The sequence below is a fragment of the Gluconobacter morbifer G707 genome (assembly GCF_000234355.1).
Lineage (GTDB): Bacteria > Pseudomonadota > Alphaproteobacteria > Acetobacterales > Acetobacteraceae > Gluconobacter > Gluconobacter morbifer.
The window spans coordinates 25,064-48,414 of record NZ_AGQV01000012.1; the positions used below are offsets into that span (position 1 = coordinate 25,064).

26 protein-coding genes and 1 pseudogene are annotated in these 23,351 nt (G+C 59.5%); 6 read left to right on the top strand and 21 right to left on the bottom strand.

Features of this window, described 5'->3' with window-relative positions; genetic code table 11:
• Nucleotides 1–9: 9 nt before the first annotated feature.
• From GMO_RS12125 to GMO_RS12165, 9 genes are all read right to left on the bottom strand, one after another.
• A complete protein-coding gene (locus tag GMO_RS12125) occupies nucleotides 10–1,752 on the bottom strand; it encodes a relaxase/mobilization nuclease domain-containing protein (protein WP_040509632.1) in 1,743 nt (580 codons plus the stop codon).
• A gap of 147 nt (nucleotides 1,753–1,899) precedes the next feature.
• Entirely contained in the window at nucleotides 1,900–2,610 is a 711-nt protein-coding gene (locus tag GMO_RS12130) for a lytic transglycosylase domain-containing protein (protein ID WP_050801483.1), read from the bottom strand.
• A gap of 106 nt (nucleotides 2,611–2,716) precedes the next feature.
• A complete protein-coding gene (locus GMO_RS12135; protein ID WP_008852717.1) occupies nucleotides 2,717–3,055 on the bottom strand; it encodes a DUF736 domain-containing protein in 339 nt (112 codons plus the stop codon).
• A gap of 43 nt (nucleotides 3,056–3,098) precedes the next feature.
• Entirely contained in the window at nucleotides 3,099–3,686 is a 588-nt protein-coding gene (locus tag GMO_RS12140; protein WP_040509637.1) for a S26 family signal peptidase, read from the bottom strand.
• Nucleotides 3,683–4,159 carry a DUF2840 domain-containing protein gene (locus GMO_RS12145; protein WP_008852719.1) on the bottom strand — a complete coding sequence of 159 codons (477 nt, stop codon included), beginning with the start codon at nucleotides 4,157–4,159 and terminating at the stop codon, nucleotides 3,683–3,685. Before GMO_RS12145 ends, GMO_RS12140 begins: the two co-directional genes overlap by 4 nt.
• A complete protein-coding gene (locus GMO_RS12150; RefSeq protein ID WP_008852720.1) occupies nucleotides 4,156–5,205 on the bottom strand; it encodes a replication initiator protein A in 1,050 nt (349 codons plus the stop codon). Before GMO_RS12150 ends, GMO_RS12145 begins: the two co-directional genes overlap by 4 nt.
• On the bottom strand, nucleotides 5,202–5,498 hold the full coding sequence (locus GMO_RS12155) for a helix-turn-helix transcriptional regulator (protein ID WP_040509639.1): 297 nt from the start codon (nucleotides 5,496–5,498) through the stop codon (nucleotides 5,202–5,204). The genes GMO_RS12150 and GMO_RS12155 overlap by 4 nt, the downstream gene beginning before the upstream one ends.
• A 97-nt stretch (nucleotides 5,499–5,595) precedes the next feature.
• On the bottom strand, nucleotides 5,596–6,081 hold the full coding sequence (locus GMO_RS12160; RefSeq protein WP_040509593.1) for a DUF2285 domain-containing protein: 486 nt from the start codon (nucleotides 6,079–6,081) through the stop codon (nucleotides 5,596–5,598).
• A gap of 97 nt (nucleotides 6,082–6,178) precedes the next feature.
• Nucleotides 6,179–6,379, bottom strand: coding sequence for a transcriptional regulator domain-containing protein (locus GMO_RS12165; protein ID WP_008852723.1), 201 nt, complete (start codon nucleotides 6,377–6,379; stop codon nucleotides 6,179–6,181).
• 325 nt (nucleotides 6,380–6,704) lie between these two features.
• Here GMO_RS12165 and GMO_RS12170 point away from each other — a divergent pair, with 325 nt between their 5' ends.
• Entirely contained in the window at nucleotides 6,705–6,938 is a 234-nt protein-coding gene (locus GMO_RS12170; RefSeq protein ID WP_008852725.1) for a helix-turn-helix domain-containing protein, read from the top strand.
• 26 nt (nucleotides 6,939–6,964) lie between these two features.
• On the opposite strand, the gene GMO_RS14455 is transcribed toward GMO_RS12170, so the two are convergent.
• The 5 genes from GMO_RS14455 to GMO_RS12190 all read right to left on the bottom strand — a co-directional run bounded on the left by GMO_RS14455 (nucleotide 6,965) and on the right by GMO_RS12190 (nucleotide 11,473).
• Nucleotides 6,965–7,120, bottom strand: a complete 156-nt coding sequence (locus tag GMO_RS14455) for a hypothetical protein (protein WP_008852726.1) — start codon at nucleotides 7,118–7,120, stop codon at nucleotides 6,965–6,967.
• Between the two features lie 339 nt (nucleotides 7,121–7,459).
• Nucleotides 7,460–7,783, bottom strand: coding sequence for a DUF736 domain-containing protein (locus tag GMO_RS12175; RefSeq protein WP_006560122.1), 324 nt, complete (start codon nucleotides 7,781–7,783; stop codon nucleotides 7,460–7,462).
• A gap of 800 nt (nucleotides 7,784–8,583) precedes the next feature.
• Complete coding sequence (locus tag GMO_RS12180; protein WP_040509640.1) at nucleotides 8,584–9,006, bottom strand: VOC family protein; 423 nt, start codon at nucleotides 9,004–9,006, stop codon at nucleotides 8,584–8,586.
• 132 nt (nucleotides 9,007–9,138) lie between these two features.
• Nucleotides 9,139–10,074, bottom strand: coding sequence for a DUF2493 domain-containing protein (locus tag GMO_RS12185; RefSeq protein ID WP_008852729.1), 936 nt, complete (start codon nucleotides 10,072–10,074; stop codon nucleotides 9,139–9,141).
• Nucleotides 10,075–10,393: 319 nt separating this feature from the next.
• Complete coding sequence (locus GMO_RS12190; protein WP_008852730.1) at nucleotides 10,394–11,473, bottom strand: DUF7146 domain-containing protein; 1,080 nt, start codon at nucleotides 11,471–11,473, stop codon at nucleotides 10,394–10,396.
• Nucleotides 11,474–11,562: 89 nt separating this feature from the next.
• On the opposite strand from GMO_RS12190, the gene GMO_RS12195 reads away from it, so the two are divergent.
• Nucleotides 11,563–11,838, top strand: coding sequence for an HU family DNA-binding protein (locus tag GMO_RS12195; RefSeq protein WP_040509599.1), 276 nt, complete (start codon nucleotides 11,563–11,565; stop codon nucleotides 11,836–11,838).
• Between the two features lie 77 nt (nucleotides 11,839–11,915).
• Here GMO_RS12195 and GMO_RS12200 read toward each other — a convergent pair whose 3' ends face one another.
• From GMO_RS12200 to pdxA, 6 genes and pseudogenes are all read right to left on the bottom strand, one after another.
• Nucleotides 11,916–13,118: a hypothetical protein gene (locus tag GMO_RS12200; RefSeq protein ID WP_008852732.1), complete on the bottom strand. Its 1,203-nt coding sequence runs from the start codon at nucleotides 13,116–13,118 to the stop codon at nucleotides 11,916–11,918.
• Nucleotides 13,119–13,277: 159 nt separating this feature from the next.
• Nucleotides 13,278–14,232: pseudogene (locus tag GMO_RS12205) on the bottom strand (IS701 family transposase); the annotation flags it as partial.
• A 277-nt stretch (nucleotides 14,233–14,509) separates the two neighbouring features.
• The gene (locus tag GMO_RS12210) at nucleotides 14,510–15,298 is read right to left on the bottom strand and encodes a hypothetical protein (protein ID WP_139064473.1); all 789 of its coding nucleotides are present in this window, start codon (nucleotides 15,296–15,298) and stop codon (nucleotides 14,510–14,512) included.
• A gap of 392 nt (nucleotides 15,299–15,690) precedes the next feature.
• Nucleotides 15,691–15,993, bottom strand: a complete 303-nt coding sequence (locus GMO_RS12215; RefSeq protein ID WP_008852734.1) for a cupin domain-containing protein — start codon at nucleotides 15,991–15,993, stop codon at nucleotides 15,691–15,693.
• A 73-nt stretch (nucleotides 15,994–16,066) separates the two neighbouring features.
• Nucleotides 16,067–16,747, bottom strand: coding sequence for a beta/alpha barrel domain-containing protein (locus GMO_RS12220; RefSeq protein ID WP_008852735.1), 681 nt, complete (start codon nucleotides 16,745–16,747; stop codon nucleotides 16,067–16,069).
• Nucleotides 16,744–17,778 carry a 4-hydroxythreonine-4-phosphate dehydrogenase PdxA gene (gene pdxA, locus GMO_RS12225; protein ID WP_008852736.1) on the bottom strand — a complete coding sequence of 345 codons (1,035 nt, stop codon included), beginning with the start codon at nucleotides 17,776–17,778 and terminating at the stop codon, nucleotides 16,744–16,746. The genes GMO_RS12220 and pdxA overlap by 4 nt, the downstream gene beginning before the upstream one ends.
• Before the next feature lie 48 nt (nucleotides 17,779–17,826).
• On the opposite strand from pdxA, the gene GMO_RS12230 reads away from it, so the two are divergent.
• Entirely contained in the window at nucleotides 17,827–18,690 is an 864-nt protein-coding gene (locus GMO_RS12230; protein ID WP_008852737.1) for a LysR substrate-binding domain-containing protein, read from the top strand.
• A gap of 133 nt (nucleotides 18,691–18,823) precedes the next feature.
• On the opposite strand, the gene GMO_RS12235 is transcribed toward GMO_RS12230, so the two are convergent.
• Nucleotides 18,824–19,801, bottom strand: coding sequence for a LysR family transcriptional regulator (locus GMO_RS12235; protein ID WP_040509605.1), 978 nt, complete (start codon nucleotides 19,799–19,801; stop codon nucleotides 18,824–18,826).
• 190 nt (nucleotides 19,802–19,991) lie between these two features.
• Between GMO_RS12235 and GMO_RS12240 the strand changes: the two genes are divergently transcribed.
• The 3 genes from GMO_RS12240 to GMO_RS12250 all read left to right on the top strand — a co-directional run.
• The gene (locus tag GMO_RS12240) at nucleotides 19,992–21,101 is read left to right on the top strand and encodes an MFS transporter (protein WP_008852740.1); all 1,110 of its coding nucleotides are present in this window, start codon (nucleotides 19,992–19,994) and stop codon (nucleotides 21,099–21,101) included.
• 429 nt (nucleotides 21,102–21,530) lie between these two features.
• A complete protein-coding gene (locus GMO_RS12245; RefSeq protein WP_040509610.1) occupies nucleotides 21,531–21,725 on the top strand; it encodes a hypothetical protein in 195 nt (64 codons plus the stop codon).
• Between the two features lie 12 nt (nucleotides 21,726–21,737).
• The coding region (locus tag GMO_RS12250) for a recombinase family protein (RefSeq protein WP_040509612.1) at nucleotides 21,738–23,351 on the top strand (1,614 nt) is incomplete at its 3' end.

Below are 23,351 nucleotides of genomic sequence, written 5' to 3' on the forward strand. Positions count from 1 at the left end.
ATTCGCCCATCACAATCCAAGTCTCCGCTTCCGCGCGAACGACCAATCGATCCCTCCATCCCCGCGCATGATGCCCGACACCTCCCGCCCCCGCTGTTTCTCCAGCGACGGTGACCATGGCACCAGTTCGAAGCCTAGCCCGTCGTCGATCATGGCGAACCGCCCCGACGCCAGGTTGAAACGCTGGCGATAAGTGCCGGTGACCGGGTCGCCCTCGCCGCTCCGCCGGAACGGCATCCCCAACGTCCCGGTGAGGTTCCTTCCTACCATCTCCAGTTCCCGCTGGCGCAGCGTGGCGATCAGGTTCCGGGCGTAGCGGACGCTTCCGCCGTCGCGGCTGGCCAGCCCCTGTTCCACCAGATGATCCGTGCGTTTTTCCATCGCCTCTTTCACCTCGGCGCCGAACCCGGTGTACGCGAGAGGGAGAGGCTCCCGTGCGATGGTCTGCCGGTCGAGCCAGGTCGCGGCGTCCGCCGTCACCTGCCACTCCAACGTGACGTCCGAGCGCACGGCCAGCGCGACACGGTCACGTCCCTGTTTGTCGGTGAAACGTCGCAGTTCGACGATGGAACCGACCGGCCCATCGCCAGCGGCCTCGAGGTTCGGCAGACGGACATGGTGCGTGCGTCCATCAATCCCGTCGACCACCGCATAGGCCGTGCCGCGCAGCTCGTCATCCAGGCCACGATCGACCAGCCGGCCGATGACGGGGTCGGTGGTGTCCTCTCCCGCCAGTACCCAGGATGATGCGGCGCGGTTAATCTTCTGTTCCGCCAAGCCCCTGTGGATGCGCTTGATGATGTCGTTGCGCTCGCTGATCTCCCGCAAGGTCGCCTCCGCGCTCTCGCCCATCTGCCAGCGATCCGGCCCGACCTGGTGCGCCAGCCCCATCGTTTCCAGGCGGCGCAGGCGACCCAGTTTCACCGTCGCGAAGGCGTCCGGCGTTGCGCCCGGCGCGCGTCCGAGATCAATGACACCATCCTGCCCCGCGTCCCTCTGAAGCTGGCGGTCCAATTGAGTCCAGCGGTCGGCGTTCACCTGCCGCTCGACCGCCTGGTGGATGTCGTGATCCGTGCGTGGTCCAAGTTCCAGCGTCACCAGATCCTGCGCACGGGCGCGCATGCCCTCGCGGATGTAATCGCGCGCGATCACGAGGTCGTTGCCATCTTCCGCGACACCCCGGACGATGACATGCAAATGGGGGTGTGCGGTGTTCCAGTGATCGACGGCAACCCAGTCGAGTTTCGTGCCGAGATCGGATTCCATCTGCCCCATCAGATCGCGGGCAAAGGCCCGCAGGTCCGACATCTCCGGCGCATCCTCGGGAGAGACGATAAAACGGAAATGATGGCGGTCGCCATCGCATTGTTCCGCGAAGTCCGAAGCGCGGATGTTATCGCTGTCCTTGCCGAACAGGTGGTGGGCATCCTCCCCGTCCCGCATCACGCCCTCCCGACGGAGATAGCGGAGATGTGCCGCCAGTGGTGTGGCACGAGGCGCGTGCCGCACAACGCGGGCCTTGATGACAACGCCCCGCGAACGGCTGGTCAGCAGGCGATTGGCAGCATAGGCAGCGGCCCGCCCACGGCCGAAACTGGAGCGACGCCCGGAACTGATTTTGCCGACGCGAGAGACCCGGCCACCGGCCCGCTGCACCGACGCCAGCACCTGCGTCACGAAGGGTCGCGCTTGACGGGCGTGGGTAGAGCGGATGCGCCCCGGTCGAACCCGGACTTCCTCGTCCCTGTTCATGAAAAATGCCTTGCACCGCGCGAAAGATCGCGCCGGATCAAAGAGATGATACGTCAGCGCGATGTGCACAAAATCCACGCACCTCGCAATAAGACTTCAAAAATCCCGGAAAACCGCCATCCCGACCGAGCCGCGAGGTGCGGCCTTTTATCCAGCCCTCCCTTTTTTCGGATCTTTCGCTGTCCCCACCCACGATTTCCGTCCCTCTTGAACCGACAAAGGTGAGATATTGGGAAGGCCGCTGAAATGTCCAACGAACAGCGTCCGTACTGCATTCTCACTACCATTCCGCTGCACGATTTCAGCACGCGGTATGATGATGTCCAGATGATCGGAAGGCGCAATGAAGAGCGAGGCGGCCTGCCACTCACGCCCGGGCCATGCCGTCCGCGATGTTTCCTGCCCTGCGAGCAGACTATCGCCACGCAACCGTGCCATGACCGCTTCCACGTAAGCCAGTGTTTCCTGCGGTAGCGGTCGGCCCGTCACCAGATGTTCGTCGTAGCGGCCCGGCCCCGCATTGTAAGCTGCCAGAAAACCAGCATCGCCGTAACGCTCATGCAGCATGCGGAGATAGGCAGCACCAGCAAGAATGTTGTCATGCGCATCAAACGGATCGGCACCAAGAGCGAGCACCCTGCGTAAATCCGTCCAAGTCGCAGGCATCAGTTGCATGAGTCCCATGGCACCTTTCGCGGATACGGCCTTCACGTCACCAGCGCTTTCGGATTGCAGGACAGCAGCAATCCATTCTGGTGGAACCTGCATCCGCGCGGCTGCCTCCGTGATCAGCAAATCATACGTTTTAGCCTGCGCTGACATGGGCACACATACCACCCACCCCAAGGCGAACAGCATGCCGGCCGTCTTCGCTGTCACTCTCCGGAATCTGCTTACGACACCACGAAGACAGACCGGAAAGAGAAAAGACATCCAGCCGTGTGGCACTGCTCCGTGAACACGATCAGCGCCGGTCATCGCGTTTCACCTGACGGTTCCAGACCAGTAGCCAGTCACGCCCTCCGCGACCGACCTGAAACAGGCTGGCGCGAACGGGTTGCGTGAAAATTGGATCATCCAGCAGCACGGAGACATATTCGCCCGCTCGTTCGCCGGTACGTGTCCATCCTGCGCCGACCTCATGACCGGCATCCCCGTTGCCGAGATGAATACGATAATCCGGCGCGTTTTCTGCCATTCCTGCCCCAACCGACAGGAAGGTGAGTTCTGCATCCAGCGCCAGTGTCCGCAGCCTGCCTGCAAATCCGTCAGGCGTGCGTATAAAAGATCCGATCTGGGTCATGACAAAGATTCCCCTGTTTCGAAGTCAATTGAAGAATGAGCCGTCATTCGATTGGCGATTCATGGCGGGGCACAAAACTGCGCGATGACATGAACAATGGTTCGGGCGGCGGAGGCTCAGGATCGCCCGTCGTAATCCACAAAGGGATGGCGCGCCCAAGCACACTGTCGGCAGGAAGTGGACCAAAATACCGCCCGTCGAGACTGGCCGGGACTGCCGGGTTCATGACGAAAACCTGTCCCGCCACAAGATGCTGACAGCCCTGCCAAACCGGTAGAACCCGTCCCCGATGATCAGCGGCTCTGGCCTCGCCGACCAGATGCCCGTTGACCGTCACGCTGTTGCCCAAACGACAGACCGTCTGCCCCGGCAGGGCTGCCACGGGCTTGAGCAGCGGCACGCCGAACGGCAGATAGCCGCGCTCGGACAGCAATAGCGCTTGCTGCTCCGGCAGGCGGATGGCAACAATATCGCCAACATGCAGAGCACTCCCGGGACGCAGGCGATACAACCCGGTCGGCACACTCGCCGTTTCGTTCCAGATCAGACGGGGTGATACATGAATCGCAGCGGAAATACCGATAGCCACCGTCGCGAAATAGGTTGTGAAAAACCACGCACGACGGGTCATGACAGTGCCCTCCGCCGCAGCCATGCTTCATGTCGTTCGCGCGTATACGGTCTGTGCACCTGCCCTGCTGTCATCCGCTGGTGCAGATGTCGCCAGTGATCGGGACAGACCATGCATGGATCGATCTTCTGTGCTTCGACGCCGTCAATGACTTCCAGCACCTGCCGGACCTTCGGCCAGCCATTTTGTCGCAACAGGCTTTCCGCCCCGGGACGCACAAACGGCACGGTCTGGCGTGCTTCATGGGCCTCAACAGCACGCACGATATCGATACATGACACGACGGTGCCAAAATCATTGGCGGCCCAGCGGATGAACGCAAAGACATTGCCCGACGCAAAGCTCAGCAGCCGCCGACGACGATCAAGGATACGGTCCTCGACCGGATGTCCAAAGCGGATCCAGTGCTCGATCCGCTCCTCGATCCATGTCAGTTCAACAGTGGTCGTGACGGCACTGCGGGCGGCGCTCATGACGTCCTCCGGACGGGTTTTCCACCGTTTCTGGGCACCTCTACATCAGCACAGTTAGATTCTTTATAGTTAGATTCTAAGTTAAGGGTGCCATAACCTGTTGATCCGGCGGTTTGAATCGGCCCTTGTTGGGACTGATGGCACGCGGTCATTCCGACTGATGGCATGTGGTAACTCACATCCAATGGCACGTGGTGTTTCACATATCGCCCACCACCACCTGTGGATAATCCACGAGGCCGGAAAACCAATAGATCGTCGTTTTTTGCACCCGTTTCGATGGCAAGCTGATAGCCGGGCAAGCTCTGCCGCCTGACCAGGTCGTGCAACTCAGCGGTGAAGCGGGAAAACCCGGACAACGTGGCGGATTTGGCATGCAGGTGGGTGAAGGCGAAACGCCAGCCCCGGCACTGCTGACCAGCGTGCTTGCGCACCAGCCGGTAAAGCCAGCGTTCCAGACCACCGGTCAGGCGAAAATAGGCCGGATCAATTCGTAGCACGAGGCTGTCCTCCAGCAATCCGGCGTAAAACCATTCCGGAAGCGTGATCTCGACCCGGCCGGCCTGACCGTTGGCTGCGGCATGCCGTTCCTTCCACTGGTTCAGCCAGGAAAAGGCCTGCAGGTATCCACTCTGTCGCCGCAGGGTCGTCCGCACGGTCGTTGCCTGCAACCGTGCCAAGCTCGCCCGCAGCCGGTCATAGTCGCGTGCGCCCGTCCCGCGCCCGATGAATGTCAGGATTTCGCGCGGGGTGGCGCTCATGAAGGGCGAGGTGCGCAGCCCCGTATCACGGGCCTCGATGATCTGGCTAGCGGCCCAGATCAGGATATCAGCGTCCCAGATGGTCGCCATACCCCGCTCGTGGGACGCCTCCACCCGGATCGAGACTTCGCCCATGGTGAGGTCAATCGGCACGAAACGCGGAGACTTGGCGAGGCTGAAAAATGGCCATGCCATGAGATCCTGGACATCACGCGGCGGAAAGTCTCCGGGCAACGCCTGGAACAGGCCTGTCGTCCGACGGGAGATTGAGAACAGGGCGGTCATGCGCGCTGTCCTCTCGTGGCTGAAACGTAACGGGGCTGGAAACGCGCCATGACGGTACGCCGGTTATGCGGCAGATCCACCGCACCATCTTCGGCGGTCGACAGGCGCACATTGAGATCGGCCCAGGCGCAGAGGTCTTCCACGGCGTAGACAATGCGACCGCCAATCTTGCGATAGAGCGGGCCAGTTCCAAAGGTACGGTGCTTTTCAAGGGTTCGTCCTGACAGCCCGAGGAAATTAGCGGCATCCGGCGTGCGGAGATAGTGGGGTGGCAGTGTCGGCAGGACACGCATATCGGCCTCCATGTCGTCCTAAAGGACCGCCGCGCAGACCCGGCGGTTTCTGACGACAGGGTGCAGGAAGAGACCCGGCAGGGAGGGATGACAAAGTTCAGGGAGAGAAACTGTCACCACCTCGCATGCGACCCTGCAGAAGGGCCAGATACCCGCCATTCAACCAGATCTCTCCATCGCGCAAGAGACGATAGAGGGCTTTGTAGTAAGCCGTTGCCCGCCATTCGTCGGCCGACATTCGGGTTAGATCGACATGGAAAAGCGCGCTGGCAATACGCCGATAAGGAAGCCCTGCCTGCCTGCCATCATGGGCACAGAGCATACGTACCTGCCGCTGGCGCTGCTGGGCGCTCAGCTGGAGATGGTTTGACGAGAAACCCATGGGTTCACCAGCCAGAAAGCGGCGCATACGGACCACGCACTCCATCCGGACGTCAAAGAACGCATCGTCAGTCAGGATGAAGGATCGCCCCTCTCCAAGGTGCCCTGCAACCAGCAGACAACGGAGCCGTTGTCCCTGCACATCCAGCACTGCATGACGCCCGTCTGGTACATCGTGCGTTGCCACGATATGGGGTGCCATTAGGGCATGCGTCCGTGCGTCGGCCCGCAGGAGAACAATCTCCGGGGCGATTTCAGGCCGCCAGAACGCAGGTGACGTGAATGCAGGCTTCTCCGGGTCAACAGGGGAAATCCAGCCCCCATCGTCGCGCCATGGCGATCAGAAGGTCCGGATCACCCCGCGCTCGGGGAACCGTCCGGTCATAATCGTCATGATAGCGGGGATTGCGCCGCAGCCATTCCTGCGCGAACCCGGCAGGATCAAGGGGTTCCAGAGCACGTCTGAGCGACGTCGCATCCCAGGAATAGATGGCCGACACGCGAGCCTCCAGGCGGTTTTTCGGGAGTCAATCCACTATCCGCAGGGAGGAAAAGGTCGGGTAGCCCCAAATAATCGAGCACGTGATACCTGACAAGACACGCTACCATCAGGTATTAACAGAAATATTACCAACGAGTACAGACAAAAATATCATTTTATCAGCAGTCTTTTCAGGTAAGGAAGACCTGTCTGGAAAGGTCGGGACAATGCATCAAAAGCATCACCTGATCTTCTGGCAGCATCACGCGTTCGGAGCACGATACGATAATAGTGTGTATTATAATACGTAGCATGATAATACACAAATCGTTCCTATCCTGCGGATGGACATTCGCAGGATCTTCGGCACCAATGTACGACATCACCGGTTGGCGGCAGGGCTGAGCCAGGAAGCGCTTGCCGTGCGCATGGGCGTTGATCGCGCCTATATCAGCTGGATTGAAACAGCGCGGCAGAACGCCACCCTGCTCACTGTGTGGCAGGCGTCGCAGGCCCTTGGCGTCAGACCCGCCGACCTTCTGGATGAAAGCCATTTCCCGACGGACGATCAGAAATAGGCTTCCTCACCCTACCGTATCCGCCCTCAATGGGGCGGTGGCGGCCTGTGTGATTCGATACGGGTCTGTTGTGCAAGCGCCTCTTTCAGTTCTCGCTCGATCTGCTGGCGCTCGCGACGGCTGAGATGAAAGCTGCTCAGTTCGGCGCGCAGCATCTGGATATGGTCATGTAGCGTGGTCATCGTCCCGCTCCTTTCGTTTCTCGAAGACAGGACGGACGGCTCATGCCGGGGCGGACCGGGTCAGGGATCGCCGCAGGCGACCGGCTTGCCGGCGCGTGGGGGAGCCGATTTTGTCTGGCGCGCCCGGCACGGGTGCGTCTGGCAAAATTGGGGGCACCGCGCGTCCTTGACGCGGTTTGCCCTCGCGCATGGTACAATGGGAAGGCTGAGGGAAAGCCTCGTGTTCCTCCTGCGTCTCACGTCGGGCGACCAGCACGATCGCCCGCGCCCTGGAAGATCCCTCCAGAAAACCCGGAAGGCCCCGCCCGGAGAGACCGGGCGGGGTTGGTCGTGGGAGGTTCAGTCCCCGTTCCGGCTGCGGGGCCGGGTCCAGATAAGGGAGTAGCCCTCGCCTTCCTCGTCGGTGAACAGGTTGGCGAAGATCGGGGCGGCGAAAGAAGGATCGTCCAGCTTCAGGCTCAGATAGGTGCGGCCTTCGCTGGAGCGGCGGGTCCATGCGGCGCCCAGTTCCACGCGCCCGAGATAGACGCGGTAGTTGGGGGCGTTGTCGTTGGCGCGGTTGGTCTCGGCCACCAGACGGACGTTGCGGGCCTGCAGGGCCAGGGTGACGATTTCGCCTTCGAAGCCTTCACCCACCTTCTTGAAGGAACCGATGTTAGCCATTGTCGTATCTCCATGCTGTTATCGGGCCGCGACCACCGTGGCCTCGATGGCGATCGACCAGCCGGAGGCGAGCGGCAGAGCACCCCGCAGGGGCCACAGCGCAGCGGAGGACGGCAGGGCCGGAACTTTCTTGTCCCGCGAGGAATGACGGCGCAGCCGTCAAGGGAAGAAAGTTCAGGAACGCCGTTGCGGCCAGCCGATCGAGGCGTAGCCGGACTTCGGCTAGATCAGCCATCCGACAGAGGCCATGGTGTGTGGATCCGACAGCCCCCGGAGATACGATGCCGGCATGACCGGTCCACAAAGGTGGAATCATGCTGGCTGGAGCGAAATTTGCCTGCTAAAGGACACCGCATAGGCTGGTGGTCATCTCCACAGCCTTCCGGCATTACGACCATCATCCGCGACAGTTGATGGGCCGGTTCCCGCCGCACTGCATGCACCCGCCCCCGGCATAAAGGCGCCCCATCAAAGCGGCCTGGATGATCCCTCTTTCGCCCCTGCCGTCCCGGCCAGTTCACCGACGACGAAAGCAGGTTAGCTTCCCCCATGGACCATACCCACAGGCACATGGAGGTAACACCTGAACCCATCTCGCCGGTTCTCCGGGTGGGGCCTTCCAGGCGCGGGCAAATATGCCTCCGTCCATCAGGCTCGCGAGAAATGGGAAGCCCGACGTGTTTGTCTAATTCGTGGAATGCGGATGTCAGAAATTTCCTGCGTTCATTTATGAATTTGGCAATACCATCTCATAATCCGAACTGCCTGTTTTCACCTCAGCCGCCACGACAACAGAGCGTCTACACATCTTTCTTCTCAAATATCTTCTGGTTTTCTAACGGATTTTCCATGTAGTATCGCAATCGTGTTTCAATATTACCCATGTGTATTTCAAGCTTATGTCCATCCGGATCAAGAAAATAGACTGACGCCCCTTCGCTCTTGTCTTCCTTCCATATCACACAATTTGATGACAATTTTTCGCTGACAGAGGCAAAATCGTCGTCTGAAATACTGAAAGCGATATGGGTATAGTCAGGACGCGGTGTAGATCGCGCGTTGTCATCGCGGGACAAACAGAGCCATACCGTTCCTGCTTCCAGATAAGCTCCATCAGGCCACACGGCACGAACCACGCACCCCAGAACATCTCGATAAAATGCAAGAGAGCGATTAATATCGGCTACCGCAAGCGTAATGTGATTCAACCCTACAATTGTCATGTCTGACACTACCAAATTATGGACAAGAATCATTGCCAGCTTTCAGGATGCGGCCAAATAATGCAATTGCTATAAACAACGACACAAACCGATCATGTCACCTGTGACTACCTGCAAAAGAGAAACCGGCGCTCACGCGCCAGCCTCCCTGTGGAACCGCCAGACCGGGATGCCCATCTGTTTGGCCTTGTCGGCCAGATTGTCCTGAATGCCCGATCCGGGGAACACCATGACCCCGACGGGCAGCACTTTCAGCAGGATATCATTGCGCCGGAACGGGGCGGCCTTGCCGTGCCGGTTCCAGTCGGGCTTGAAGGCGATCTGAGCCACCTGACGATGATCGGCCCAGCGGGAAGCAATGAATTCCGCGCCCTTCGGTGAACCGCCATGCAGCAGTACCATGTCGGGATGCTTCTCACGCACCTTGTCCAGACGGTTCCAGATCAGATGATGGTCCTCGTAATCGAGTCCGCCGGTGACCGCGACCTTCGGTCCGGGAGGCACAAGCAGTTCCGTTTCAGCCTTGCGGCGGGCGTTGAGGAAATCGCGGCTGTCGATCATCGACGCCGTCAGGATGCTGCGACTGACCAGCGAGCCGGAACGTGGCCGCCAGGGCGACATGGTCAGGCGTTCGAACTGGTCGCAGGCGAGGTCGCGGAAGATCTCGTAAGCGTTGCGTCGCTCCAGCAGGGTCAGCCCTTCGGCAATGAGGCGTTCCAGTTCCACCGAGCGGATCTCGCTGCCATCCTGTTCCTGCTGGCTGCGTTTCTGCGCCTGCTCGTTGCGGTCAAAATCACGCTCCACCTGCCCGACCATGCGGTGAAAGACGTTGACGGTAGACCAGAGCAGCGGTTCGAGATCGGGCTCCAGCCGGGTTTCGGTCAGTGTGGCGGACAGGGCGTCGAAGATGTCAGCGACCGCGCCCTCGATCTGGCTGGCGTCGGGCAGCGGCCTCGGGTCCGGCTCGTCCTCGAAGGGACGGTGGCCGTAAAGCTGGAGTTCGGCCAGCACATGGGCGGTGGAAGAAGTGGCGTGTGCGGGTTCGAAATCGTCCTGTGTGCGGGTCATGGGTCTGTCCTCCGGTTCTGGCCGCGCCCCTCGCGGCCTTTCCGGGGGCGGATAGCGGCAGACGAAGGCCGGGCCGGAACCGCGCAACGCGCGGCCGGAACGCAGTGGAGGATGGCAGGGAGACGGCTATTTTGCTTCGCGATGCAAAACGCGGACGCAGTCCCGCGCGGCGGAAAATAGCCGTCTCCGCCATTGCAGGCCCGGTCTGGCTGACGCCCGCTCCCCTTCCTGAAAGGCCGAGGGCGCACCTCATCCGGATACAGGACAACCCCGCGCCACACCGGAAAGAAGAAGACCCTCCCCCCCTTCCCGGCCCGCCTCAGTGCGTGACCGGATGCAGAAACCGCGCCACGTCCTGCGGGGCAAGCTGGGAATGCAGGATCGCCCGCATTGCGCCACGCCCGAGGTAGCGGAGATCATCGTTGAAATCTGCCAGACGCGGTGACAGCACAAGGCACTCGATCCCGGCCTCGTGCGTCCGGGTCTGCAGGGTCGTCACCGCATGGTCCCCGGCGGGATCGTCATCGCGCAGCACGTAAAGGCGCCGCAGCGTAGGCGGAAACACCATGGCGCCGAGATGCGCCGAGGACAGGCAGGCGGCCAGTGGCAGATCCGGCATGACCTCATGGAGCGACAGCACCGTCTCGATCCCCTCGCCTGCCGCCAGAACGTCGGACACCGCGCCAAAGCGCACGGCGTGGCCGAGCAGATCGCCCATCGCCCGACGGGGCATGGCGACGGGGGCCTTGCCCTTTCCGTCGCGCGCCAGCCAGGTCCGGTGCACGCCGGTGACGCGGTCCTCAAGGTCGGTGACAGCGGCAATCAGCGCGGGCCAGGTCTCGATCGGACTATCCGCATCTGCGCGGTAGTAGCAGTCAGGATGGAAACGCAGCGATGGCAGGTCCGTCAGGCGAGTCAGGTCACGATGCCGCAGCCAGGTTTCCACCAGTGTGCCCGCAATCGGGCGTGATATGGCCCAGAGCCGACGTGCGGCGTCTGCGGTGCCAGATGCCTGTCCCGAAATATCGTGGCTGAACGCATGGGAGCGGCCGCGATCAGGGGCCGATCGTGGCTCGGACCGCGGCAGACTGAGGAAACGCCGGGCCTCATCGGCGACATCGCGAAAATCCAGCAGCCCGAGGCTTTCACGGATGATGTCAAGCAGATCGCCATGCTGCCCCGTCGCGCCATCCGTCCATTTGCCCGCGCGGCCACGCCCGTCCGGTCCACCATGCAGGCGGACATAGAGCGACCGCCCCGGGGTGTTATGAACATCCCCGACCAGCCAGTAATTGCCATGCCGTCGCCCGGCGGAGAGGTAATGCCGACAGACCGCCTCGGCGTTTTCGGCCAGCCTGCGGACCAGATCGCCAGCATCCCATGACTGCGTATCTGTCATCTCACCCTCCCTGCAGACTTGATGCCGCCATGATTCCCCCGTAACGGCAGAGGCAACGGGCACAGGCCCGAATGCAAAAGGATAGTTTCATGAAGATTGCCGATCTGGTCGATCATATCGCCACCACCACCGACACGAGCAAAACCGATACCCGCAAGGTGCTGGACGCCCTGATCGAGGCGATGACCGCCGCCGCCAGGGCCGGTGATGAAATCACCCTGCCGAACTTCGGCAAGTTCAAGGTCAGGGAAGTCGCCGCCCGCGAAGGCCGCAACCCGGCCACGGGCGCGACCATCCAGATCGCAGCCTCGCGCAAGCTGGCCTTCACGCCCGCCAAAGCGCTCAAGGACAGCCTGAACGACTGACCTGCCGACAGGCAAAAGGCGGCGGACCCTGTCCGCCGCCCCTTCCCCACCACGCCACTTTCTGATGATGGGCGCGTTCATCCGACCTTCTCCATCAGCTTTCGTGCCCTGCCCTCCAGATCCAGCCGCGTGTCCTGGTTGGTCTTCGTTCGCGCCAGCGCCGTTATCCCCTGCACGAAATCGAACACGCTCTCGGGTTTGCGCCCCTCCTCGTGCAGTACCGTCTCGATGATCCTGTTGGTTTCCGGTTTCGAGAACCCGCGACGACGCAGGAAACTTTCCCGATCGTCATCGGTTCTGGCCACCAGCGCCTTGCGCGAGGCCTGAATGCCGGAGACGAACGACGCCGGGCTGGCCGTGGCGAAATTTCGCAGGGCCGGTGTCGCCTGATGTACGAAACGCGAGGCGGCGAACTTGCTATGCCGGATCGTGATCTGTTCGAAATTTTCCACGCCCCACAACATACGATTTTGACACACTCCGCGCAGGTAGAATGACGCAATGCCGAGGCTCTTGCTGCCGACTTCCGAGTTCCAGGCATAGAACCCCCGGAAATAAAGATCGGGATCGCCGTTGGGCAGGCGGCCCGCCTCGATCGGGTGCGTGTCGTCCACAAGGAACAGGAACACATCGCGGTCCGATGCATAGAGCGTCGTGGTCTCCTTCGTGATGTCGACATAGGGATTATGGGTCATGGTGGCCCAGTCGATCACACCGGGCACCTTCCAGTTGGTATCACCTGTGCCGTCACCGGCGATCTTGCGCACCGCGCCAACCAGTTCATGATCCCAGATGCGGCCGTAATCCGGCCCCGTGACGGCGCGTAGCTCGACGCGGCCGTCCTCGGTTTCCAGCGTTTTCACCAGTTCGGCGCGGTGCGACAGCAGACCGTGCTGCAGGTTGATCGCCGCCAGTGGGGCCGGCAGGTTACGCAGGTATGACGATGGCGCACCGACCAGGCTGCACATCTGGCCAAAGGACCAGTGCGTGGGCGCAATCGGGTCATTCTGTCCCGGCACGGTCAAAGTCAGGCGCTCGGCATTATCGCGCGAGGCTTCCACGCGGATGGCGCGGCTCTCCACGGTGCGGGCCGTGGCCCGGTCCGCCCGCGCCAGGGTCGCAGCATGCAGGTCGGACAGAGACAGGTAGCGCTCGTCATCGGGGCGCGAGAACCATTCGGACGATACGCGGGCGCTCCGTTCGCCACGGGAGAGATCAATCCGGAAGCCGCCGGACGCGGCGCCACGGGACGCAGGGGGCAGGATGGTGGTTGAGGTCATGAAAAACTCTCCTCTTATACCGGTTATTCGGCACCAGAGGCGAAGCCGACCTCCCCCTCTTTTCGGGGCGCCAGACATGAAAACAGCGCCTTCCAGGCACCGGAAGCCGCTGTCTCACTATTCCAAAAACCCATTGCACTATTCGGCAGCGATGGCCTCCATATGCTGGGCCCTCCGGCCACCGATACGCTGGGCTGGACCATCTGCAACGCGTATCCGCATGGCTGCAAAGCGGGCCGCCAGGCCACCTTTGGTCCCGCGACGCCAGCTGACCCTGCGCCATGTTGCAGTTTCCAGTATCTTATGGGCAGGGACAGATTGCTGGTCCGGTACCGGATGCATCCGGGATGGGCCGCGCTTTCTGGCCGGAAACACCAGCTCCACATCGGCGGAATAGACTTTCTGATGACGTGGTATCCCGACTGCCCAGCGCAGGTTCCGCGCGCTCAGAGCCTGACGGAACGGGGAGGACAGGCCATAACCGGCATCCGCAAGAACACAGCCAAAACGGACACCGGCGGCACAGAGGCGATCAATCTCTTCGATTGCCATCTCCGGTTTGGTCCTGGAGCCCTGATGTTCCAGTGGAACACCAGCCCGCTTCAGGCGTGCCGGATCTGCTGTCCAGGTATCGGGCAGGAACAGACGGAGTGACAGCATCAGTGGCACTTCACGCGAAGCCAGTGTCACGGACACCAATGTCTGACAATTCGCTTTCCTGCCCAGGGTCGAAGCATATTGGGGCGCTACACCAACAGAATGTTCTCCCTTTTTGGGAAGGGAGGTATCATCGATGATCAGCCATGAATGCTCGCCGCCTACCAGATGGTCAGCATGACGCCACAGAGCAGCCTCAAGTGGCGCACTGTCCCACGCACCGGTACTGACGAAATGATGCAGTCGGTCATAAGGGATATCGCCATTGCGTGCAGCCATGGGCTGCACGCTCTTGCGGTCACCAGGTCCGATCAGGCCTGCAATATAAGCCGGACACATCGCCCGCTGCGCTTTGTGACCCAGGGCCGCCAGAAATGGCGCAAGCCATACTTCCAGATCCGATCGCCAGTCGGTGTTCATCGCCAGCTCCCGCTACAGCTGGTCTTCCATGAATCACCGATCGCACCCGTTGGGAATCCTTATTCCAAATTTTCTGCCAAAGTAGTGCTAGGCAATAACTTCGCGCCAATCTCGCACGCTCAATAATTTGGTCTGGCATCTCGAAACCGGATGCCAGACAGAAGAGAAGGATACAAGAACCCGAGGTGACTGTGCAGATAATAATAGAATCGAGTAAAGTCTCAAAATACGATTGAAAAAAATTCAGTATATTATCATTTTATTATTATATTTTTTGAATATTATTTCAAAAAAAGGGTTATTAATTTAGATACTTATAATTGTGTTAAATCGACGCAAGGAAGATTAGGAACCAGAGATGTAGCCTCTGTAAATTCCTTCGAGTTTAGATCAAGCATTCCGCGCCAGTAATGCACTTCGCCATCCTTAACTTCCGACACCCCACGAGGGCGAAATCTATTTCCATCAAGATCGCCGTATTGGATATTACCACCCACAGTATCCACTGTAGTATTATCGATGACGGATTTAAGAACACCAAATATCGTCTTCGGGTTTAGCGGTTGATCCTCAAGTAGACGTTCAGCCTCTTCCTTCCCGCTTCCCATCACCTCAATACTATTCGGCTCAACAAGAACCTCAGTTAATGACGGCGATATCTCCTTTGTCACTTCCATTTTATAAATCCGGTGCTTACGCGTTGCTTCACACCAGCCGCCGAATATAATACCGACATCAAATGCATCATACGTTTTAAAATTTGCATCTCTCACTATGATCTCGAATGCATGGAAAATAAGTTTTGATAGTGCATCCATGTCGTAGTGAGACCATCCCGGAACAGCTTGGACTCTATAAAGAATTTCGGCTAAGGTCTCCTTAATCATCAACGGGAAGATACTGTGGCCTGCAAATGTAATTGCGATATCGCCACATTGGAGTAGAGTTGGAGGATGTCCACCTGTTCCAGGACCATAGATGTTATAAGGCATTCTAGTTACCTTAATGCCAAAATCACTTGTTACATTTCCTAAATTGACACGCGAGTCTGAAAAAAAATGGACGCGTGAACCAGGATCTCTCCAAACAATGTTTAGGGTCATCTCGTTGCCTCCAAATAGGTTTCCATACAGAATACATATAATCTGCCATCATTGAAATGTGCATTTCCTGGCGACACTTCGGAGAGTTAGCTTTATAGTGCTGAGTGATAGACCACTCAGCATCTAAGTTCTTGACAAAATATGCAAGAGATCATTTACTTTGTCTTATCCGATATGCGGAAAGCCATTTAAGAAAATGTATGCCCGATATGAGGCGAGTTCAGCCTCTCTGTTTCCATTCGTTGAAAAGACAGGCTGTTTAAGCCAGAGGAGCAGAAAGTCCGGTTACGGGTTATCAAAGGCATAGCCAGATGTTTGGCTGGCCAGTCTCACGCAAAGACAGTCGTCAGCTTCTCAAAGCAATATCAAAAAGCCCTAGGTTGGGTTTCAAACTATATCGGGAACAGCGCGCGTACAGTATGGTCGCGGGTCACATTACCGGTATTAAGGGCCGTATTCGGTTCCAGCAGAACAATATGGCATTCGTCACCCAAAGCTTCGGGGCAATATTCCACCCCATGCGGCACAATGATAAATTCGCCAACATCGACATCAATGTCACGATCCTGGAAATGCATGCATAACGTCCCGGAGATGACCAGAAACAGTTCGTCTTCATACTCGTGATGATGCCAGTCGAACGCGCCCCTGAATTTCGCCAGCTTGATCTGGAATATGTTGATACCATCAGCCACATGGGGGCTCCACTAATCGGGGAAATGTCGTAAAAGCCTGAGCCAAGTTGATTTTTTCCATTGGGTATCTCCGTCAAAGTTGCCGAACGGTCATCCGGACATAGGCGATCTGCCGCGCCAGATCGGGTAACGTTGGGAACGCACCATCAAAAAGCGCCGTGCCGACCGTAAAACCGGCTGCCCCTGCCGAGGCGGTGGCGCGGATACGCTCCGCCCGATCGAGCGAACCGGCCACGATGACAGGCTTGCCTGCCACAGCGGTGCAGACCTGCCGCATCAGGCCGGGCGCATCTCCCGCGAACCGATAGGCCAGCAGGTCCAGCCCATGAACGCCGGGCCGGGAGGCGAGATCGACCGCGCTGCGCACGATTGCGTTTTCGGTCCCTTCGAGAATGCTCGGATGCCCGCTGATTTGGCCGGGAAAAGGGTAATAGCGGATCGTCGTGCCTTCCAGCAACCTCAGCGCATCATCGACATGGGTGCCACCCAGCAGATAATCGACACCCAGCGCGATCCCGGCCTGCACCGAACGCAGTTCGCTATCGCGATCGAGCGAGACGACTTCCAGATAGACCTTCGCCCCGGCCTGGCGGATGGTGCTGGCAAGCGCCTGGAGTGCGGCAAACGGCAGGCCGATATCCTTGAACCCGATATGGCGGATGCCTGCCATACGGGCAGTTTCGACCAGATCGGCAGCGTTCTCCACCGTCCGGTCATGACGGGTCAGCATGAAAATGAAATCGGGTCGGGTCATGTCGTCGCTCCGGTCGTGAGGCGAAGGGCGTAATCGAACGCCGTCTCCAAGCTCGAGGGGTCAGCAATATCCTGCCCCGCAATATCGAAAGCCGTACCGTGGTCGGGGCTGGTACGGACGAAAGGCAGGCCGAGCGTGATATTCACACCCTGCGCCAGACCCATATATTTTACTGGAATCAGTCCCTGGTCATGGTACTGCGCAACCACGATATCGAAGCGCCTCTCGCGAGCCTGCATGAAAACCGTGTCACCGGGCCAGGGACCGGAGGCATTGATGCCCTCTCTGCGCGCCTGTGCGATGGCGGGCCCGATGATGCGGGTCTCTTCGTCACCAAACAGACCGCCTTCCCCGGCATGGGGGTTAAGGCCAGCCACGGCGACGCGCGGATGTTCGATACCCAGTGCGCGTGCGCCTGCATGGGCGAGGCGGATCGCCGCCATCTGCGCGTGACGATCGGCGCGCAGGATCGCGTCCCCGAGTGAACAGTGGATGGTCACCAGCACGACCCGGATGTCCTCGTTCGCCAGCATCATGGCAACACGCGCGCCGTCAGCCTGCTCGGCCAGGATTTCCGTATGGCCGGGATAGTGTAGTCCGGCGGCGGCGAGCGCCTCCTTGTGGATCGGTGCGGTGACAATGCCCCGGATGGTGCCCGCCTTCGCCAGCCGGATCGCACTCACGATTGCCGCATAGGCTGCGCGGCCACTTTCGGCGCTGACCTGCCCCACCTGCGGCAGGGCTACGCATTCCGACGACACCAGCACATTCAGTGCCCCGTCATCAAACCGGGCATCGGCTGGCGTCGTGATCCGGCGCATGCGGGCCGACGGGTCAAGGGCTGCCAGTACGTGGCGCATCACCAGCGGATCGCCCACCACGATCCAGCGCCGTTGGGCCGGTCGCCGCAGGAACATCCGGACCACGATCTCCGGGCCAATCCCGGCGGGATCGCCCATCGTGACAGCCAGCGGCAAGGTGGGACGGTTGGTTTCTTTGATCATTCCGGTGAGAATAACGAAACCATCCATGAGGAAAATCGATATGAACTGACCTGTTCTGGTGATAAAAACTGACCAATGAAACGCTCAGACATGCCATCGCTGGACGACCTGCGTGCCTTTGCCGCGGTTGCACGCCTCGGCTCGGTGCGGGCAGCGGCCACGGAATTGGCTCTGACACACGGGGCCGTCAGCCGCCGGGTGTCCAAGCTGGCCCATGACCTGAAACTCCAGCTTCTGGAACCTGACGGGCGCGGCGTGCGACCGACGCGGGACGGCCTGCGTCTGGCAGAAGCGGCAACCGATGCGATGCAAGGGATCGCGGCAGCACTGGCCGAGATCCGGTCGTCATCCGGTGTGCAGCCGATCGTGCTGTCGTGCGAGCGCTCGCTGGCGATGCGCTGGCTGATCCCGCGTCTGTCCGACTTTCAGGACCGCCATCCGGGGATCGATGTGCATCTTTCGACCGGCGGCGGCGCGCTGGATTTTGCGCGCGACCGCGTCACGCTGGCAATCCGGCGCCTCGACTTTCCACTCGATCCTGACTGGACAGTGACGATCCTTGCGCAGGAGACGGTGGGGCCGGTCATGCGCCCTGACAGGGCGCAGCGTTTCGCCAGCGGGGATTATCTGGCGCTTGGCGCGCGTACCCGGCCCGAGGCATGGAAGAACTGGCTGGCATCCCGGCCCGACATGCCCACGCCGCGCGACATCCGTCTGTACGACCATCATTTCATGATGCTGGAAGCCGCTGCTAATGGTCTGGGCGTCGCCCTGTCGCCCTATATCATCGCTACGGACGATCTCGCAACCGGCCGGCTAGCAGCGCCGGTCGGGTTTGATGCGGATGGAACATCTTACGGGCTGATCTGGCCTGGCAGGATGGAAATGACGGAAAACGTCAGGGCCCTGGAAGAATGGATCATCAAACACATGCCATAACTCGTGATGGACATGACCTTGCTGCATCCAAACAACTCCCATCCGGTAGGGCAATTGTTCACCATTACCAGATAGCTCAGCGTGCCGATGCCTGCACCCGGTTAGGTAGGAAGCATCCATCATCCATCATCCATCATCCATCATAAAGTGCAGACAGTGGCCCAGATGGTATCTCTGCAAACCTATTTTTCCCGTAACCGTCCCGAAAGGGCATGAACGCTTCAGGCATTGCGGCAAAGCGTTCAAGAACGAAATCCGCAAAAGCGCGAACCTTGGGAGAGAGCGTGCGAGCGGCAGGCCAGATGATCCAGAGTGATCCAATAGGCATGCAATATTTCTCAAACAGAGGAATCAGATGCCCGGAAGCAATCGCATCCCGTGCCACATAAACCGGCAGATGAACCAAGCCCAGACCGTCAGCGGCAGCCCGGAGTGCCGCATCGCTGTTGTTAAAAATCATGGTTTCGGGAAGCCGGACCTGATCATGTGGTGGCCCGTAGACCCACGGAGCAAACAGGCCGGTATTGGGATAGCGATAACGCAGACAGCGATGGTTCTGAATTTCCGCAGGCAGGAGCGGTCGGCTGCTCGCTTCCAGATAGGAGGCGCTGGCACAGGTAATGAAATGCTGATCGCCCAGACGTCGGGCGATCAGGCGCGAGTCCGGGAGGTTACCGCTGCGGATGACAACATCAATATCTTCCTCGATCAGATCGACAATCCTGTCTTCCAGCGCAATGTCGAGTTCGATCTCCGGATAGCGGCTCACAAAATCCGCAATGAGCGGCATGAGCAGGTGCCGTCCCACGATATGGGGCACATTGACGCGTAGGCGTCCTGACGGCGAGCCTTTCGCATGATGCAGCGTCGCCTCGGCATCCCGTATGACCTCCAGAGCCTGACGGCAGCGTTCATAAAATACCACTCCGGCTTCCGTGAGTCCGATGCTGCGAGTGGTCCGGTTCAGCAACTGGACTCCCAGCCGGGCTTCAAGTCTTGAAACACTTTTCGCGACGGCCGAGGAAGAAATCCCAAGATGTCGGCCAGCTTTGACATAACTCCGAAATCGGGCTGCAAAAACGAATGGTTCCAGACCTGACAGAGCATCCATGGCCACGCTCGCCTTTCAATACAGGACATAATATCCGTTTAATGCGGACATGATGTCATTTCTCTAAAAATTAGAGATATTATATCCGTAATGAATGGCTGATACACGCTCTCTTCCCACAGCGACCGACTTCAACCTGAGAACCGCAATCTTTCGACCCGTTCTGGCCATTGGGACAGGAACCAGTGCCATGGGCCTTGCCCTCTCTGCGCTGCCTCCCGTCCTTCAGGCACGGTGGTCCCTGTCCGTCGCAACAATCGGCTGCATCATGGGAACACAGTCCGTGGCGACACTCCTGTCCCGGCTGCATGCCGGGCGATTGAGCGACAGACTGGGAGGCGACCGGGCACTTACGCTTGGTCTGTCTGCGGCTGTGTTGTCCGGACTTTGCTACGTTGCGGCACTTCTCCCCATCTGGTCGCGACCAATCGCTCTTGCGCTGGTGTTTCTGGGCCGTCTTTTCATGGGGTTGAGCGAAGGGCTCATGGTGACAGGCGGGGCTGTCCGGATCATCGGGGCTGTCCCTCCTGACAGGGTCGGGGCGGGCATGTCATGGCTGGGGCTGGCCATGTTCGCGGGCCTCGCGGCGGGTACAGCGGCAGGCGCGGTCATCGAGCAGAACGCCAGCTTTGACACGGTTGCCATCATGGCCTCGATCCTGCCTGTCGCAGGGATGCTTCTGTCGGGCTGGTCATTACATCCGGCTTCCCATTCCGCCGCTCATGGCGCCGTCCCATGGAAACAGCTTTTCCGGATGGTTCTGCCGATGGGATTGCTGCTCGCCCTGTCGTCCGTAGGTTTTGCCACGATCTCATCGTTCCTCGTTCTTTCTTTTGCACAGGAACATTGGGCATTTGGTGGATACGCACTCGCCGCATTCTGCGTTGGCCATGTGGCAGCGCGGTTTGCCGGAAGCCACAGGATCGACCATTATCCAGTGGCCATCTCCGGTTCGGTCATGTTGCTGACGGAAACCCTTGGCTTTGTCATGGTGTGGCTGGCACCTGATCCGGGTGTCGCAATCGCTGGTGCCTTCATCGGCGGAGCCGGATTTTCCCTGACCTATCCGGTTTTTGCCATTCCGCTTGCCCGATCTGTACCTTCCGCTTTTACCGGCGCAGCCATAGGACTTTACGACATGTTTTTTGATGTCGCCCTAGGAGCAGGATCTGTCATTGGTGGCCTGCTAGCGCAAACATTTCCGCTCCGTACTGTATTTCTGATGGCGGCGCTTTCGTCTGGAGTGGGTCTGATCGTGCTCACTATGTCCCATCACTGTGCTCGAATAAAGACGAAGTAAGTAGTCGTATCTATTATCTGCTTTTCCGCAACATGTTTTGACGGCGCAATCAGTAACAAAGCATCCACGTTTTGTTTTGTATTAGGAGAAGAGTGTTCACATAAAAAAACAGCCAACTTGAGTCACGCAATATTTACTCTGAAGCGCCCTTATAAAATGCTGCCCACGCATCCGAAATAGACCGACATCTGCGTCTTGGGCTTCCATCCGATTCGAATACTATCTCCTGCCAGCTCCCCTTTTACATGCCTGATATCACCTTCTTGTGATATGATCGCCCCGATTACGCTTGGCTACTCATCGCTATCCTACGATCCGTTCCTCAAGATCCATCTCTCTGTTTCCGTGTATTTTTCTGTTCACGCACAGCGTGACCATTCTCCATAGTGTCTCACGACTTCCAGCGCCCCACTAAAAAAGGACGGGAAGATGGCACGCCAACGCGATACGATAGCTGGCAAGCTGCGGCTCGTTCTCGACGCCCCGGACGCCAACGTGAAACCATTACGCAGTGGAGGCGACCCGCGGCTGGTCAGTCTGGTCCGGCTTCTGGCCCGTCAGGCCGCACGGGATTTCGTCAATGCTGAAGTGGAGGCCGCGAGGCGACGCGATCTCCAGGATTAGGGAGATGGGATTGTGAAGGTCGCGCTCTACGCCCGCTATTCGTCCGAAAACCAGCGTGATGCCTCGATCGAGGATCAGTTGCGCCTCTGCCGGCTTCACGCGGAGAAACAGGGCTGGACGATCGTCGACAGCTACACCGACCGGGCGATCTCCGGTGCCTCCCTGCTCCGCCCCGGCATACAGGAACTGATCCAGGACGCCACGCGCGGTCGCTTCACGATCGTGCTGGCCGAAGCCATGGACCGGCTGTCGCGCGACCAGGAAGATATCGCGGGCCTGTTCAAGCGGATGACCTTCTCCGGCGTGCGGATCATCACCCTCTCCGAGGGCGATGTCACACACCTGCATATCGGCCTCAAGGGCACGATGAACGCCCTGTTCCTCAAGGATCTGGCCGAGAAGGTCCGGCGAGGGCTGCGCGGACGCGTCGAGGACGGCAAGTCCGGCGGTGGCAATTCCTATGGCTATGACGTGGTGCGCCAGTTCGATGCGAAAGGCGAGCGCATCCGGGGCGACCGTACCATCAATGAGGAGGAGGCCCGCACGGTCAGGCGGATCTTCACCGATTACACGCGCGGCAAGTCCTCGCGCACGATCGCGATGGAACTGAACCGGGACGGCGTTCCGGGTCCGCAGGGACGCGAATGGGGGCCATCCACCATTCACGGCAATCGGGAACGCGGCACCGGCATCCTCAACAACGAGATGTATGTGGGCAAGCTGGTCTGGAACCGGCTGCGCTATCTCAAAGACCCGGATACCGGCAAGCGCGTCTCACGCCTCAATCCTGAAGCCGAATGGGTGATTCAGGAGGTGCCGGAATTGCGGATTGTCGAGCAGGATCTGTGGGATGCCGTAAAGGCCCGCCAGGTCGAGACGACCTTCAGCCAGCCGGAACGAGGAAACGAGGCCCTCAATGACCGGCGCCGTCCGCGCCATCTCTTTGCGGGACTGATCCGCTGCGGTTGCTGTGGTGGTGGTTACAGCATGATCTCGAAGGATCTGCTCGGCTGTTCGACATCGCGCAACAAAGGCACCTGCGACAACCGGCTCAACATCCGTCGCGACGCACTAGAAGCATCGGTCCTCAGTGGATTACGCACGCATCTGATGGAACCGGACCTGTTCAAGGAATTCTGCAACGAGTTCACCCGTGAGGTGAACCGGCTGCGTATGGAGCATGGCGCCGATCTGGTTGCCATGCGAGAAGAATTACCTCGCATTGATCGGGAGCTGACAAAACTTCTAACGGCGCTCAAGGCTGGTGGACCAATCCAGGCAATCGTCGACGACATGAAGCGGTTGGAAGCACGTAAGGCCGAAGTGACAGAGCGTCTGGCCAACACGGAGGAGCCGCCTCCCCTTCTCCATCCGAACATGGCAGAGATCTACCAACAGCGGATCGCGTCTCTCTATGAGAACCTTCAGGCCGAGGAGACGAAGACCGAGGCGGCCGAGCGTCTGCGCACACTCGTCTCAGAGATCATGCTCCAACCGGCCGACGGGGAACTGGCGATCATCCTGCGCGGCGATCTGGCGGCGATCCTGCAGTTCGCGGCGTACAAGAAAAACGCCACGGTCCATCCGGACGGTGGCGTTCTTGATGCGTTCGTATCGCAAGTATCG

What these genes read in the sequence shown, in the direction of transcription:
- GMO_RS12240 (WP_008852740.1), top strand. Translation starts at nt 19,992, where the DNA reads ATGGGCCTTGCCCTCTCTGCGCTGCCTCCCGTCCTTCAGGCACGGTGG.
- GMO_RS12145 (WP_008852719.1), bottom strand. Translation starts at nt 4,159, where the DNA reads ATGAGCGCCGCCCGCAGTGCCGTCACGACCACTGTTGAACTGACATGG.
- GMO_RS12140 (WP_040509637.1), bottom strand. Translation starts at nt 3,686, where the DNA reads ATGACCCGTCGTGCGTGGTTTTTCACAACCTATTTCGCGACGGTGGCT.
- GMO_RS12190 (WP_008852730.1), bottom strand. Translation starts at nt 11,473, where the DNA reads ATGACAGATACGCAGTCATGGGATGCTGGCGATCTGGTCCGCAGGCTG.
- GMO_RS12195 (WP_040509599.1), top strand. Translation starts at nt 11,563, where the DNA reads ATGAAGATTGCCGATCTGGTCGATCATATCGCCACCACCACCGACACG.
- GMO_RS12200 (WP_008852732.1), bottom strand. Translation starts at nt 13,118, where the DNA reads ATGACCTCAACCACCATCCTGCCCCCTGCGTCCCGTGGCGCCGCGTCC.
- GMO_RS12235 (WP_040509605.1), bottom strand. Translation starts at nt 19,801, where the DNA reads ATGGATGCTCTGTCAGGTCTGGAACCATTCGTTTTTGCAGCCCGATTT.
- GMO_RS12125 (WP_040509632.1), bottom strand. Translation starts at nt 1,752, where the DNA reads ATGAACAGGGACGAGGAAGTCCGGGTTCGACCGGGGCGCATCCGCTCT.
- GMO_RS12155 (WP_040509639.1), bottom strand. Translation starts at nt 5,498, where the DNA reads ATGCGTGTCCTGCCGACACTGCCACCCCACTATCTCCGCACGCCGGAT.
- GMO_RS12170 (WP_008852725.1), top strand. Translation starts at nt 6,705, where the DNA reads ATGGACATTCGCAGGATCTTCGGCACCAATGTACGACATCACCGGTTG.
- GMO_RS12230 (WP_008852737.1), top strand. Translation starts at nt 17,827, where the DNA reads ATGAAACGCTCAGACATGCCATCGCTGGACGACCTGCGTGCCTTTGCC.
- GMO_RS12150 (WP_008852720.1), bottom strand. Translation starts at nt 5,205, where the DNA reads ATGACCGCCCTGTTCTCAATCTCCCGTCGGACGACAGGCCTGTTCCAG.
- GMO_RS14455 (WP_008852726.1), bottom strand. Translation starts at nt 7,120, where the DNA reads ATGACCACGCTACATGACCATATCCAGATGCTGCGCGCCGAACTGAGC.
- GMO_RS12185 (WP_008852729.1), bottom strand. Translation starts at nt 10,074, where the DNA reads ATGACCCGCACACAGGACGATTTCGAACCCGCACACGCCACTTCTTCC.
- GMO_RS12135 (WP_008852717.1), bottom strand. Translation starts at nt 3,055, where the DNA reads ATGACCCAGATCGGATCTTTTATACGCACGCCTGACGGATTTGCAGGC.
- GMO_RS12180 (WP_040509640.1), bottom strand. Translation starts at nt 9,006, where the DNA reads ATGACAATTGTAGGGTTGAATCACATTACGCTTGCGGTAGCCGATATT.
- pdxA (WP_008852736.1), bottom strand. Translation starts at nt 17,778, where the DNA reads ATGGATGGTTTCGTTATTCTCACCGGAATGATCAAAGAAACCAACCGT.
- GMO_RS12130 (WP_050801483.1), bottom strand. Translation starts at nt 2,610, where the DNA reads ATGCTGTTCGCCTTGGGGTGGGTGGTATGTGTGCCCATGTCAGCGCAG.
- GMO_RS12210 (WP_139064473.1), bottom strand. Translation starts at nt 15,298, where the DNA reads ATGACCCTAAACATTGTTTGGAGAGATCCTGGTTCACGCGTCCATTTT.
- GMO_RS12175 (WP_006560122.1), bottom strand. Translation starts at nt 7,783, where the DNA reads ATGGCTAACATCGGTTCCTTCAAGAAGGTGGGTGAAGGCTTCGAAGGC.
- GMO_RS12220 (WP_008852735.1), bottom strand. Translation starts at nt 16,747, where the DNA reads ATGACCCGACCCGATTTCATTTTCATGCTGACCCGTCATGACCGGACG.
- GMO_RS12245 (WP_040509610.1), top strand. Translation starts at nt 21,531, where the DNA reads ATGGCACGCCAACGCGATACGATAGCTGGCAAGCTGCGGCTCGTTCTC.
- GMO_RS12160 (WP_040509593.1), bottom strand. Translation starts at nt 6,081, where the DNA reads ATGGCACCCCATATCGTGGCAACGCACGATGTACCAGACGGGCGTCAT.